Source organism: Streptomyces sp. NBC_01244 (assembly GCF_035987325.1).
In the GTDB taxonomy this organism is placed as follows: Bacteria; Actinomycetota; Actinomycetes; order Streptomycetales; family Streptomycetaceae; genus Streptomyces.
In genome coordinates, this window is the sequence record NZ_CP108488.1 from 5,442,625 (window position 1) to 5,455,440 (window position 12,816).

The window sequence follows — 12,816 nt, forward strand, 5'->3', positions numbered from 1 at the left end:
CGGGCCCGAGGCCCGGCGGGCCCGGCGCTAAGCCGCCCCGCCGCCGCCCGCGCGGACCAGCCCGGTCTCGTACGCCAGGACCACGACCTGCACCCGGTCGCGCAGGTTCAGCTTGGTCAGGATGCGGCCCACGTGGGTCTTGACGGTGGCCTCCGACAGGACCAGGCGGGCGGCGATCTCGCCGTTCGACAGGCCCTGGGCGACCAGCAGCATGACCTCGCGCTCGCGCTCCGTCAGCCGCTCGACGTCCTTGTTCCGCGGTTCCGCCGAGGTCGACGGCAGCATCGGCGCGAACCGGTCCAGCAGCCGGCGCGTCGTGGAGGGGGCGACGACCGCGTCGCCGCTGTGCACCGAGCGGATCGCGGCCAGCAGCTCGCCCGGCGGGACGTCCTTGAGCATGAACCCGCTCGCGCCCGCCTTCAGGCCCGAGAAGGCGTACTCGTCGAGGTCGAAGGTGGTCAGGATGATGACCTTGGGGTGTTCCTCGGGCTCGCAGATGCGGCGCGTCGCCTCGACCCCGTCGAGGCGGGGCATTCGGACGTCCATCAGCACCACGTCCACCTTGGTGGCCCGCAGCACCTCCAGCGCCTCCAGGCCGTCGCCGGCCTCGGCGACGACCTCCATGTCGGGCTGTGCGGCGAGCACCATCCGGAAACCGGTGCGCAGCAGTACTTGGTCGTCGACCAGCATCACGCGGATGGAGGGGCCGGTGGGGAAGGACATGGTCACCTTTTCTTCAGGGGGAGCAGAGCGCTGATCCGGAAGCCGCCACCGGGCCGGGGGCCCGCGTCGAGGGTGCCTCCGACCATACCGATGCGTTCGCGCATGCCGATCAGCCCGTGTCCGGCGCCGTCCGCGCCGCCGTCCGTGTAGAGCTCGCGGGCCGCGCCCCGGCCGTCGTCCTCGACGAGCAGGCCCAGCCCGTCGTCGAAGTAGACGAGCCGCACGCTGGCCTTCGCGGTGGGGCCGCCGTGCTTGCGCGTGTTCGTCAGCGCCTCCTGGACGATCCGGTACGCCGTCAGCTCCACGCCGCTGGGCAGCTTGCGCGGGGCGCCCTCGACCTCGAAGTCCACGGCGAGCCCGGCCGCCCGTACCTGCTCGACCAGGACCTCGATCTGCTCCACGTCGGGCTGCGGCACGTAGTCCTCGGACTCCTGCGGCTCGCCGGTGCGCAGCACGCCCAGCAGCCGGCGCATCTCGGCGAGGGCCAGGCGCCCGGTGCCGGAGATGGTCTGCAGGGCCTCCTTGGCCTGCTCGGGGGCCGCGTCCATCACGTAGGCGGCGCCGTCGGCCTGGACCACCATCACCGAGACGTTGTGCGCGACGACGTCGTGCAGCTCGCGGGCGATCCGGGCCCGCTCGGCGGCGACGGCCACCTTGGCCTGGGCCGCGCGCTCCTGCTCCAGGCGCTGGTTGCGTTCGACGAGCTGGGCGTAATAGGCCCGGCGGGTGCGCAGGGAGTCGCCCATCACCCAGGCGAGGGCGAAGGGGACCATCAGGAAGGCGACGAAGAGCACGCTGTCGGTGGTGGAGGCGTTCTTGTCCACCCCCATGCGCAGGAAGTACAGCGGGGATGCGAGCAGCCCCCAGCCGAGGGCGGTGCGCGAGACCCAGCGCGGCACGTCGGAGGCGGCGACGGTGAAGAGGACGACGAGCATCGCTGAGTCGTAGAAACTCACCTGCGCGCCGATGGCCAGCTGGTAGAGGCCGGTGGCGACGGTGAGCCAGAACGCCGGCGCGGTCCGCCTGCGGCGCAGTCCCACGGCGGTGCTCAGCGCGACCACGCAGGGGGTGGCGAGCAGTGCGGAGCCGGTGCCCTGGTGCTCCGAGGCGACGATGGCCATCGAGAACCCGAAGAAGAGGACAGCCCAGAAGCTGTCGACGCCCGTCGGGTGTCTGCGGAGGAAATCGTAGAGGCGCTGCACGTAACCCAGAGTAGGGACAGCAGATAGGTGCTGGAGTCAACCAGAGGGGCGATCCGTCCGGGACGCGAGTACTACCGCAGGTGGAGGCGACCATAACCTTTCAGTGATGAGCACTCAGGGTGAAGGCACGGCACAGGCGGGTCCGGTGCGCTGGCGGACGGCGATGGAGCGGGCGCTGTACGGCCCCGACGGCTTCTACGTCCGCCCCGGCGGGCCCGGCCCCGCGGGGCATTTCCGCACGTCCGTGCACGCCTCGCCGCTCTACGCGCGGGCCGTGGCCCGGCTGCTCCTGTGGGTGGACGGGGAGCTCGGCCGCCCGGAGGAGCTGGACCTGGTCGACGTAGGGGCCGGACGCGGGGAACTGCTGGCCGGGGTGCTGGCGGCGCTGCCGCCGGAGACGGCCGCGCGGGTGCGGCCGTACGGGGTGGAGCGCGCGGGGCGTCCCGCCGGGCTCGACGGGCGCGTCCGGTGGGTGAGCGAGCCGCCCCGGGGCACCCGGGGACTGCTCTTCGCCAACGAGTGGCTCGACAACGTACCGCTGGACCTCGCCGAGGACGGGGCCTACGTGGAGGTCGCGCGGGACGGTACGGAGAGCCGGGGCGGCCCCTTGGACGGGCCGGACCGGGCCTGGCTGGAGCGGTGGTGGCCGCGGGCGGGCGTGGAGGCGGGCGCGGGCCGGGCGGAGATCGGGCGGCCGCGCGACGAGGCCTGGGCGGCGGCCGTCGCCACTGTGGAGCGGGGGCTCGCGGTCGCGGTGGACTACGCCCACACCCGGGACGCCCGGCCGCCCTTCGGGACGCTGACGGGCTTTCGCGCCGGGCGGGAGACCGCGCCCGTCCCGGACGGGAGCTGCGACGTCACCGCGCACGTGGCGCTCGACGCGTGCGCGGGGCCGGGGGCGGTGCTGCTGACGCAGCGGGACGCGCTGGCGGCCCTCGGCGTCTCGGGGGCCCGGCCCCCGCTGGCCCTGGCCTCCACCGATCCGGTGGCGTACGTCCGGGCGCTGTCTCTGGCCGGGGAAGCTGCGGAACTCACCGCCCGCGGCGGGTTGGGCGACTTCGGCTGGCTGGTCCAGCCGGTCGGGGTGGGCCGCTGGCCGGGGTAACGGCAGTTCGCCGGCGTCGGCCATATCCAGCCCCTCCGGCGTTTGAGGAGCGGGGGTCCGGGGCTGGCCCCCGGGGAACGGAGGAAGGGCGGGTCGGGGACCCGGCACCGCGCAGCGGCTGTACCGGCCCCGGCCCGCCCCCTACCGGTTACTCCGTGGCGTGGTCGTGGCCCTCGTGGAGGCCACCACCGCTGCCCCCGCCGTTGGACGGCTCCGAGACGACGGGCCGGCCCAGCGGCGCCAGGTCGTACGCGTAGTGCCCCACCGCGTCCGCGATGACGTCGACGTTGATGTCGAGCGCCTTCTGGTCGATGTTCGCGATCGTGTCGCCCTTGCCGTGGTAGTTCACGTCGTACGCGACCCCGGCCTGCCCGCCGAACTTCGCCGCCTGCTCGGGCGTCTTGATGCCCTCGGCGCCCGTGAACGTACCGCCCGAGGGGATGCCGACCGCGATGAACGGGCCGTAGTCCGAGCGGCCCGAGAAGTCGGTGCCCTCGCGCGGGATGTTCTTGGAGTCGAGGAAGTCGTTGATCCCCTTCTCCAGCTGGGCCGAGCCCTCGGGCCCGGGGCCCGAGCCGACCTTGTCCGAGTCGTCGCCGTCGTAAACGAAGTACGCGGCGTTCGGCGAGGCGATCATGTCGAAGTTCAAGTAGAGCTTGATCTTCTTCTTCTGGTCCTCCGTCAGCCCGTCGACGTACGCCTCGGAGCCGAGCAGGCCGAACTCCTCCGCCGACCACCAGGCGAACTTGACCTTGTTCTTGATCTTCGTCTGGCTGCTCGCGAGCCGCTGCGCGACCTGGAGGATGCCGGCCGAGCCGGAGCCGTTGTCGTTGATGCCCGGGCCGGCCGCGACGGAGTCGAGGTGCGCACCGAGGAAGACGGTGTTGTTCTCGTCGCCGCCCCGGGTCTCCGCGATGACGTTGTACGTCTTGCGGTTCTCCCGGAACTCGCGGATGTCGAGGGTGACCTCGACCGGTCCCGCGGCGGCGTCGGCGGCGAGCCGCTCGCCCTCGGCCAGCGTGACGCCGCCGGTCGGGATCTTGCCCGCGTCCGCGGCGCCTATGGTGCCGTTCAGGGCGCCCGCGGCGTTGTTGTAGATCACCGCGCCGACCGCACCGGCGTCCGCCGCGTTCTGCTGCTTGACCGCGAAGGCGCAGCCGCCGCGCTTGATCAGTGCGACCTTGCCGGTGAAGGCGCCCGCGGCGAAGTCGGCGGCCTCACAGCCGTTCGTGCCGTCGGCGTCGACCGGGGCGGCGGCGATCTGCGCCGTCACGCCGTTCGCCGGGCCGCTCGCGGTGTACGTCATCAGCTTGATCGGGACATCGCGGCCGGCCGGGCCGTTGACCTTCAGGGTCTCGGCGACCGTCTCAACGTAGACGAAGTCGAACTCGTTCTTGGTGACCTTGTACCCGGCCGCGCGCATGACGATTTCGACGTACTGGGCCGACTGGACGTGGCCCTTGGAACCCGCCACGCGGGTGCCCTTGTTGTAGTCGGCGATGGCTTGGAAGACCTTCAGGTGGTTGTTGGCACCCTTGCCGGTGGAGTCCTTGACCAGCTTTCGGGCCAGCGCGTCACCCCGGGCGGCGTCGCTCTGCGGGCTGCCGGTGGCTCCGGCGGGTCCGGCGAGGAGCAGCGGGGAGACGAGGGCCGCGGCTGCCAGGGCGGCGGTGGCTGCGGCTATACGGCGTGAGGGCATGAAAGTCCTTCCACGGCAGATGCGCGTGCGCATGCGTATGGCGTTTGGCATGTGGCATGTGGCATGTGGCTTTGGGCGTACGGCGTTTGGGCTACGGCGGTTGGGCCAAGGCGTGCAGGGGTGCGGGGTCGCGGATGCAGACGCAGGTCAGGTGCGTTGCGCCGAGTGGGGGAGCGGTGGACGCACGTTAGGCATCAAGTGGCGGCCATGGCCAGACTTTTCACTGATTCCGGTTTGTGAAATCCGTATATCGGAGCATCTGAGCCGTCGAAAACAAGCCAGTGCCCGCTCTTCGCTCCCCGAGGGCCACCGCATGGCTGCCGTGCAGCTACCGCAGGATGCCCTCGATGAAGTCGGTGCCGATCCGCGCGACCGCCGCCAGATCCAGCTGGTGCTGGACGTACCGCCCCTGGCGGCGGGTCTGGATCAGCCCGGCCTTCTTCAGCACCGCCAGATGGCGGGAGACCTCCGGGGCGGTGATCCCGTTCGCGGCCGCCAACTCGCCGGTCGTGTACGGAGCACGCGCCAGATTGCGGCACAGCATCATCCGCATCGGATGGGCCAGTGCTTCCATGCGCCGCTGCAGCAGCTCCACCGACCCCGGGGAGGAGGCCAGTTCGGGAGAGCCGAGCGGGTAGTGGATCACCGGGCGCCAGCCGGGGGCGTGCAGCACCAGCAAGTGGGGCCAGCCGAAGTTCGTGGGCACGAAGAGCAGGCCGTCACCTATTCGGGGATCGGTCGCGGTCGTGGACCCGTGGACCATCTTGTCCACCGTGACCGTGGTCAGCCGCTCGTCGACGCTCAACGCCGAGGAGACCTCCTTCAGCACGGCCGGCAGCCCCTTGCGGCGCAGCACCTCCGTCTTGTGCCGGGCGTCCGCGCTCTGCCGGGGCTCGACCCGGCGCCAGGTCTCCGCGAAGAAGGCCTCGTCGCAGTCCTCCAGCAGCCGGCGCAGCCAGACCCGGACACCGGCGGTGTCGTCGAGCACCCGAACGGCGAAGGCCAGCTGCTGCGGCCCGCGCGCGGAGGCCGTCTCCAGGGCCTTGGCCCGGGCGAGCGGATCCGAGAGCGGGGACGGGCCGCCGCCGTCGTTGTAGAGGGCCAGCCGGCAGTGCTCCAGGGCGGCCGTCACGAACCGCTCGTCGTCCAGCCGGTCCAGTACGTCGAGCTCGCCGGCCAGGGTGGCGGCGGGCAGCCCCGAACCGCCCGGCATCCCGGCGAAGGCCATGAACAGGTCGGCGAAGGAGCTGCGCCACATGAAGTCGCCCTCCAGCAGCCGGTCCGCGAGGCCCGGGTCGAGGGCGGCCGCGGTGGTGGCGGTCCAGGAGGCGAGCCCGGGGTGATGGCCGGGCTGGGAGAGCGCGTGCAACGCCATGCAGAGCTCTGCGAGAGGGGACGGCGCGAAGCCGATCCGCTCCGCGGGGAGCCCGGTGATGTCGATGGTGACGCTCATCGGATCATTCTGCCGCTGCGATGCGGTTGCGGCTGCCAGGCCACGCGCCCTTCGCCCATCCGGTGCGGCGCCGCTGCCGGGGACCGGTCCCCGGGCCCCTGCGCCTCAAACGCCGGCGGGGCTGGGGTGTGGTCGGTGGTCGGTCTGGCTGCGGGTGGGGGTCGGTGCCGGGGGCGGGGTGGGGTGTCGGCCTGGACTGCATGATTTAGGCGCCCTCGGCTCTACTTCGACAGCCGTGGGGTGTGTCTGCGCCACACATCACGCTTTACGTCCCGGCCAACACCCCACCCCGCCCCCGTCCCCGCCCCGGGCCGCGAGCCTCCGACCCCGACCGGGTGATAGTCCGGCCCCGCCGGCGGTTGGTCCTTTCAGCCGTCCGGCGTTTGAGGACCGGGGTCTGGGGCGGAGCCCCAGGGGGTCCGGGCGCAGCCCGGGGCCCCATCGCAGCCGGTCCGGGCGGAGCCCGGTGGCACTTCCAGCCTCGCCGGCGTTTGAGGCAGGGCGCACCCCGGCGGTAGCTGGGGGAGGGTCCGGGCGGAGCCCGGGGAACGGGCGAAGGGCGGGTAGGGGACTCCGCCCCGCGCAGCGGCCACACCGCCGCCCCCACGGGGCCGATTGACGACGTCGGTCAATCGGCGCGCGGAGCCCCGCGGACAGGTTCAGGGTGGATGCATGACCGCGATCGAGCAGTACCTCGTCGACACCTACCGTGCCTCACAGCACGGCACCCCGATGCCCCCGCCGCCGGGCCGCGACGACGTGGCCGTCCTGCGCGCGGTCCGCACCTACGAACAGTTCCGGGCCGTCCTCGACGGCGCCCCGGCCAGCCACCCCTGGCGCTCGGCGCTCCACCGCCTGGTGACCCGCCACCCGACCGCCTGACGGCCCGACCGCCCGACCGCCTGACGGCCCGGCGAGCGGCCCCTGCCCACTCCCACGCCCGGCCGCGCCCTGGCCCAGCCAGCCAAACCCGGCCCGGTCCGGCCAGCCCGGCCAAGCCCCGGCACTGTTGGCTCAGGGCGGAACCTGTCGGTGCAGGGCCCGTCGGCCTGGGCTAGAGGCGGGACACGAAGTCCGCTACCGCCGTGGTGACTTCGGGGTCCGTCCAGGACAGGCCCGGGCGGGTGACTTCGACCTCCGTCACCGAGAGGCCCGGCGGGCCGTCGGGGGACCAGCGGCGGAAGAGGACCGTGCCCGTCTCCTCCGCCAGCCGGACCCCCGCCTCCGTGAGGCGGTCCGCGTCGTAGGGGAGCCACACCTGGAACTGGTGGGTGTGCGGGACCTCCGGGTGGACCCGGAACCAGGGCACTTCCGGAGCCGCGGCGAGCGCCGAGGAGATCGCGGACGCCACCGTCCGCGCCTTGGCCACGTAGGAGGGCAGCTCCGGCAGCTCCCGTTCCAGCCCGGCCAGGGCGGACAGCGCGGCCGGGAACTGGCGGAAGATCTGGCCCCCGTACCGGTGCCGCCACACCCTCGCCTCCGCCACGAGCGACGCGGATCCGGCGAGGGCGGCCCCGCTGAGGCCCCCGAGGGACTTGTAGAAGGAGACGTACACCGAGTCCGCCAGCGCCGCGATCTCCGGCAGCGAACGGCCGAAGTGGACCGTCGACTCCCACAGCCGGGCCCCGTCGAAGTGGACCACCGCGTCCCGTTCCCGGGCGGTGTCCACCAGGGCCGACAGCTCGTCCCAGGTCGGGAGCAGGAAGCCCGCGTCCCGCAGCGGAAGCTCCAGCATCAGCGTCCCGAACGGCTCCGGCAGCTCGGCGAGCTCGGACGCGGTCGGCTGGCGCGGTTCGCCCGTCGGGTAGACGGTCCGCAGCCCCGAGACGACGGACAGCGCGCCGCCCTCCCACCGCTCCGGATGGCTCATGGGGTGCAGGGCGACCACCGGGTTGCCGGTCCGGCCCGCCCAGCAGCGGAGCGCGATCTGCTGGGCCATGGTCCCGGTCGGGAAGAACGCCGCGTCCTCGGTGCCGAGCAGCTCCGCGACCCGCCGCTCCAGCCGCTCCACGACCCCGTTGCCGTAGATGTCGCCCGGCTCGTCGGGGTCCGGGGCCAGCCCGCCCAGCTCTGCCAGCAGCTCCCCGACCGTGGCCTCCCGCAGACTGCCCGACAGCTTCCGCGAGGCCGCCCGCCCGGCGACCACCATCCGCGCCGCCAAGCCGTCGGCCGCTTGTTCGGCGTCTTGATCGGCCGCCTGTTCGGCGGCTTGTTCGGCGACCGGTTCGGCGACCGGTTCGGAGACCTGCTCCGCGTTCGCGTCCGCCTCCGCTCTCTGCCCCGTCACCGCGTGCGCGGCCGGCGCCCCCACCCCGTCTCCGGCCCGCGCCGCACCCGTTCCCGCACCCGCATCCGTGTCCGGGTCGGCGGCCCCGCCCGCGTCCGTCACCCGGCCGGCCGCGCGCTCCCCGGTCGCGTCCGTGCCCCGCTGTGGGGCTGTGGTCGGGCCCGCGGCGCGTTCGGCTGCGGCGTCCGGGTCCGCGATCCGCTCCGTGCCCGCGGCCCGTTCCGCCGCCGCGTCCGGGTCCGCGATCCGGTGCACGCCGGTGCCCGTGCCCCTGACCGGGCCCAGGCCCGGCTCCGCCCCCGTACCCGAGCCGGGCTCCGGCCCCGCCCCGGCACCCGAGCCGGGCTCCGGGGCCGGCCCCGTGTCGGAGCCGGAGCCCGTGTCCGGCTCCGGCCTCGTACCCGGGCCGGGCTCCAAGCCCGGTCCCGCGGGCGCCGTCCGCTCCGTGTCCTGGTTCATGCCCCGATCATCGCCGACCGGCCCACACACCAGGAGCTAGCATGGCGACGTATCGTCCGGTACCCCCCGCGGACCGGAACGGAACGGAAGGCCTCCCCCGCGTGAACACAGCCCCCCAGGCGGAGCGCCCCGCCCGGCTCTCCGTCGGTGTCGTCGGAGCCGGCAGGGTCGGCCCGGCGCTGGCCCGCGCCCTGCAGCAGACCGGGCACCGGCCCGTCGCCGTGTCGGGTGTCTCCGACGCCTCGCGCCGCCGTGCCGCGCGGATGCTGCCCGACGTGCCCGTCGTTTCCCCGGCGCAGGTCCTCGAGGCCTCCGACCTCGTGCTGCTGACCGTCCCCGACGACGCCCTGCCGTCCCTGGTGGAGGGCCTCGCCGAGACCGGCGCGGTCCGCCCCGGACAGCTCCTCGTGCACACCTCCGGGCGGTACGGGGTCTCCGTGCTGGACCCCGCGCGCCGGGCGGGCGCGCTCCCGCTGGCCCTGCACCCCGCGATGACCTTCACCGGCACCGAGGTCGACGTGCAGCGCCTCGCGGGCTGCTCCTTCGGGGTGACCGCCCCCGACGAGCTGCGGCTCGCCGCCGAGGCCCTGGTCATCGAGATGGGCGGGGAGCCCGAGTGGATCGCCGAGGCGAACCGCCCGCTCTACCACGCGGCCCTCGCCCTCGGCGCGAACCACCTGGTGACCCTGGTCGCCCAGTCGATGGAACTGCTGGCCAAGGCGGGAGTCGAACACCCGAACCGGATGCTCGGCCCGCTCCTGGGCGCGGCCCTCGACAACGCCCTGCGCTCCGGTGACGCGGCCCTGACCGGCCCGGTGGCCCGCGGTGACGCCGGTACCGTCGCCGCGCACGTCTCGGAGCTGCGCAAGCACGCGCCGGGCACGGTGGCCGGGTACCTCGCGATGGCCCGTACGACCGCCGACCGCGCCCTCGCGCACGGTCTGCTCAAGCCCGAACTGGCCGAGGACCTCCTCGGCGTACTCGCCGACGGCGCGACCGGCATCGACCCCGGCCCCCGCTCCTCCGAGGGACGCGAAGGCGGCGACCTGTGATCCTCCTCGACACCGCGGACGCACTGCACCGACTGCCCCGCGCCGCTGCCCGCGCCGCCGGCGCCGGGGCCGAGGCCGGCCGCCGGGCCGTCGTGATGACCATGGGCGCCCTCCACGAGGGCCACGCCACCCTGGTCCGCACCGCCCGCGCGCACGTCGGTCCCACCGGCCAGGTCGTGGTCACAGTCTTCGTCAACCCCCTGCAGTTCGGCGCGAACGAGGACCTCGACCGCTACCCCCGCACCCTCGACGCCGACCTGCTCATCGCCGAAGAGGCCGGCGCCGACGCCGTGTTCGCCCCGGCCGTCGACGAGGTCTACCCCGGCGGCGACCCGCAGGTCCGGATCACCGCCGGCCCGATGGGCGGCCGCCTCGAGGGCGCCACCCGCCCCGGCCACTTCGACGGCATGCTGACCGTCGTCGCCAAGCTGCTCCACCTCACCCGCCCCGACCTGGCCTTCTTCGGCCAGAAGGACGCGCAGCAACTGGCACTGATCCGGCGCATGGTGACCGACCTGAACTTCCCCGTCGAGGTGGTCGGCGTACCGACCGTGCGCGAGCCGGACGGGCTCGCGCTGTCGTCCCGCAACCGCTACCTCTCCGCCAAGGAGCGCGGCGCCGCCCTCGCCCTCTCCCGCGCCCTGTTCGCCGGCCGCGACCGGCTCGCCGCGCAGGCCGCGCTGCGCGCCCGCGCCGAGGCGCAGGCACCGCCGGCCGGCGACGAGCGGGCCACCGGCCTGGCCCGGCTGGGCGAGATCCGCGCCTCCGCCGACGCGCACGCCGTCGCGGCGGCGGGCGCCGGGCTGCCGGAGGCCGTACGGGCCGCCGCGCGGCACGTCCTGGAGGAGGCGGGCCGGCACGATCCGCCTCTGGTACTGGACTACCTGGCGCTGGTGGACCCACAGGACTTCACCGAGGCCGGCCACGGCTTCACCGGTCAGGCCGTGCTGGCCGTCGCCGCGAAAGTGGGCGCGACCCGGCTGATCGACAACATCCCATTGGAGTTCGGAGCGCAACCGTGAGCACCCCAGGCAGTGGCCCCGCAGCAGCGGGCACCAGCACCGGCATACGGCTCCACGCCCCGGCGCCCGGCTGGTCCGTGGACGCCGATGTCGTGGTCGTCGGATCCGGAGTCGCCGGACTGACCGCCGCACTGCGCTGCGCCGCCGCGGGCCGCCGTACCGTCGTGGTCACCAAGGCCCGGCTCGACGACGGCTCCACCCGCTGGGCCCAGGGCGGCATCGCCGCCGCCCTCGGCGACGGGGACACCCCCGAGCAGCACCTCGACGACACCCTCGTCGCCGGCGCCGGCCTGTGTGACGAGGCCGCCGTCCGGCTCCTGGTCACCGAGGGCCCCGACGCCGTACGCCGCCTCATCGCGACCGGCGCCGTCTTCGACACCTCCGCCGAGACCGGCGAGATCGAGCTGACCCGCGAGGGCGGCCACCACCGCCGCCGCATCGCGCACGCGGGCGGGGACGCCACCGGCGCCGAGATCTCCCGGGCGCTCGTCGAGGCCGTCCACGACGCCGGCATCGAGACCGTCGAGAACGCCCTGGTCCTGGACCTGCTCCTGGACGCCGAGGGCCGTACCGCGGGCGTCACCCTGCACGTCATGGGCGAGGGCCAGCACGACGGGGTCGGCGCCGTCCACGCGCCCGCCGTGATCCTCGCGACCGGCGGCATGGGCCAGGTCTTCTCCGCGACCACCAACCCGTCGGTGTCCACCGGCGACGGAGTGGCCCTCGCCCTGCGCGCCGGCGCCGAGGTCTCCGACCTCGAATTCGTGCAGTTCCACCCCACCGTGCTCTTCCTCGGCGCCGACGCCGAGGGCCAGCAGCCCCTGGTGTCGGAGGCCGTCCGCGGCGAGGGCGCGTACCTCGTCGACGCCGGCGGGGTCCGCTTCATGACCGGCCAGCACGAGCTCGCCGAGCTCGCCCCGCGCGACATCGTCGCCAAGGGCATCATGCGCCGCATGCAGGAGCAGGGCACCCAGCACATGTACCTGGACGCCCGGCACTTCGGCGCGCAGATGTGGGAGCAGCGCTTCCCCACCATCCTCGCCGCGTGCCGCTCGCACGGCATCGACCCGGTCACCGAGCCCATCCCCGTCGCCCCGGCCGCGCACTACGCCTCCGGCGGCGTACGGACCGACCTGCACGGCCGCACCACCGTGCCCGGGCTGTACGCCTGCGGCGAGGTCGCCTGCACCGGAGTGCACGGTGCGAACCGGCTCGCCTCCAACTCCCTGCTGGAGGGCCTGGTCTTCGCCGAGCGCATCGCCGACGACATCATCGGGAACCCGCCCGTGGGCACCGGCCCCGGGATCCCCGTCCCGGCCACCGGCCCCCTCCAGCCCGCCGAGGCGCGCTACGAGATCCAGCGCATCATGACGGACGGCGCGGGCGTGCTCCGCTCCGCCGAGTCCCTGCGCCGGGCCGCCGCCGCGCTCGAAGCCCTGTACGCGACGGCGCTGACGGAGCTGGAGACCCGGGGCAAGACGGCCGTCCCCGGCACCGAGACCTGGGAGGCCACCAACCTCCTGTGCGTGGCCCGGGTGCTGGTCGCCGCCGCCCAGCGGCGTGCGGAGACCCGCGGCTGCCACTGGCGCGAGGACCACCCCGACCGGGACGACACCGACTGGCGGCGCCACCTGGTGGTGCGCCTGTCGGAGACCGAGCGGCGGGCCCTGGTCGTCACCCCCACGGACTCGGCGGACTTCCCGTCCGTACGCGTCCCCTTGAGCAGCCACAGCAGTAGCAACAGCAGTAACAGCAGCAGTAGCAGCAGCAACAGCACCCGCAGCACCGACAGCCTGGAGCCGTAACCGTGAGCA

Annotated in this window: 10 protein-coding genes; 5 read left to right on the forward strand and 5 right to left on the reverse strand. The window is 74.1% G+C overall.

All coding sequences use genetic code 11. The annotated features are described in order from the left end of the window. Positions 1 to 27 precede the first annotated feature (27 nt). The gene (locus OG247_RS24580) at positions 28 to 723 is read right to left on the reverse strand and encodes a response regulator (RefSeq protein ID WP_266905934.1); all 696 of its coding nucleotides are present in this window, start codon (positions 721 to 723) and stop codon (positions 28 to 30) included. A 2-nt stretch (positions 724 to 725) separates the two neighbouring features. Beyond that, positions 726 to 1,925 carry a sensor histidine kinase gene (locus tag OG247_RS24585; RefSeq protein WP_327254289.1) on the reverse strand — a complete coding sequence of 400 codons (1,200 nt, stop codon included), beginning with the start codon at positions 1,923 to 1,925 and terminating at the stop codon, positions 726 to 728. A gap of 106 nt (positions 1,926 to 2,031) precedes the next feature. Here OG247_RS24585 and OG247_RS24590 point away from each other — a divergent pair, with 106 nt between their 5' ends. Then, positions 2,032 to 3,030 (forward strand): SAM-dependent methyltransferase, encoded by a 999-nt coding sequence (locus OG247_RS24590; protein ID WP_327254290.1) that lies wholly within the window; start codon positions 2,032 to 2,034, stop codon positions 3,028 to 3,030. 148 nt (positions 3,031 to 3,178) lie between these two features. Here OG247_RS24590 and OG247_RS24595 read toward each other — a convergent pair whose 3' ends face one another. Continuing rightward, positions 3,179 to 4,729, reverse strand: coding sequence for a M28 family metallopeptidase (locus tag OG247_RS24595; RefSeq protein WP_327254291.1), 1,551 nt, complete (start codon positions 4,727 to 4,729; stop codon positions 3,179 to 3,181). A gap of 328 nt (positions 4,730 to 5,057) precedes the next feature. Further along, complete coding sequence (locus OG247_RS24600; RefSeq protein ID WP_327254292.1) at positions 5,058 to 6,182, reverse strand: DUF5937 family protein; 1,125 nt, start codon at positions 6,180 to 6,182, stop codon at positions 5,058 to 5,060. Positions 6,183 to 6,854: 672 nt separating this feature from the next. On the opposite strand from OG247_RS24600, the gene OG247_RS24605 reads away from it, so the two are divergent. Continuing rightward, complete coding sequence (locus tag OG247_RS24605; RefSeq protein ID WP_327254293.1) at positions 6,855 to 7,064, forward strand: hypothetical protein; 210 nt, start codon at positions 6,855 to 6,857, stop codon at positions 7,062 to 7,064. A 172-nt stretch (positions 7,065 to 7,236) separates the two neighbouring features. Here the strand turns inward: OG247_RS24605 and OG247_RS24610 are convergent, their stop codons facing one another. Beyond that, positions 7,237 to 8,331 (reverse strand): threonine aldolase family protein, encoded by a 1,095-nt coding sequence (locus OG247_RS24610; RefSeq protein WP_327257601.1) that lies wholly within the window; start codon positions 8,329 to 8,331, stop codon positions 7,237 to 7,239. A 638-nt stretch (positions 8,332 to 8,969) separates the two neighbouring features. Here OG247_RS24610 and OG247_RS24615 point away from each other — a divergent pair. The 3 genes from OG247_RS24615 to OG247_RS24625 are packed head-to-tail and all read left to right on the forward strand — an operon-like array spanning position 8,970 to position 12,807. Next, positions 8,970 to 9,980 carry a Rossmann-like and DUF2520 domain-containing protein gene (locus OG247_RS24615; protein WP_327254294.1) on the forward strand — a complete coding sequence of 337 codons (1,011 nt, stop codon included), beginning with the start codon at positions 8,970 to 8,972 and terminating at the stop codon, positions 9,978 to 9,980. Beyond that, positions 9,977 to 11,002, forward strand: coding sequence for a pantoate--beta-alanine ligase (panC, locus tag OG247_RS24620; RefSeq protein WP_442813390.1), 1,026 nt, complete (start codon positions 9,977 to 9,979; stop codon positions 11,000 to 11,002). The genes OG247_RS24615 and panC overlap by 4 nt, the downstream gene beginning before the upstream one ends. Further along, entirely contained in the window at positions 10,999 to 12,807 is a 1,809-nt protein-coding gene (locus OG247_RS24625) for an L-aspartate oxidase (RefSeq protein WP_327254295.1), read from the forward strand. Before panC ends, OG247_RS24625 begins: the two co-directional genes overlap by 4 nt. Positions 12,808 to 12,816 lie beyond the last annotated feature (9 nt).

Coding starts and splice junctions, on each gene's coding strand:
- OG247_RS24590 (WP_327254290.1), top strand. CDS start 2,032: ATGAGCACTCAGGGTGAAGGCACGGCACAGGCGGGTCCGGTGCGCTGG.
- OG247_RS24610 (WP_327257601.1), bottom strand. CDS start 8,331: ATGGTGGTCGCCGGGCGGGCGGCCTCGCGGAAGCTGTCGGGCAGTCTG.
- OG247_RS24595 (WP_327254291.1), bottom strand. CDS start 4,729: ATGCCCTCACGCCGTATAGCCGCAGCCACCGCCGCCCTGGCAGCCGCG.
- OG247_RS24600 (WP_327254292.1), bottom strand. CDS start 6,182: ATGAGCGTCACCATCGACATCACCGGGCTCCCCGCGGAGCGGATCGGC.
- OG247_RS24605 (WP_327254293.1), top strand. CDS start 6,855: ATGACCGCGATCGAGCAGTACCTCGTCGACACCTACCGTGCCTCACAG.
- OG247_RS24615 (WP_327254294.1), top strand. CDS start 8,970: ATGGCGACGTATCGTCCGGTACCCCCCGCGGACCGGAACGGAACGGAA.
- OG247_RS24580 (WP_266905934.1), bottom strand. CDS start 723: ATGTCCTTCCCCACCGGCCCCTCCATCCGCGTGATGCTGGTCGACGAC.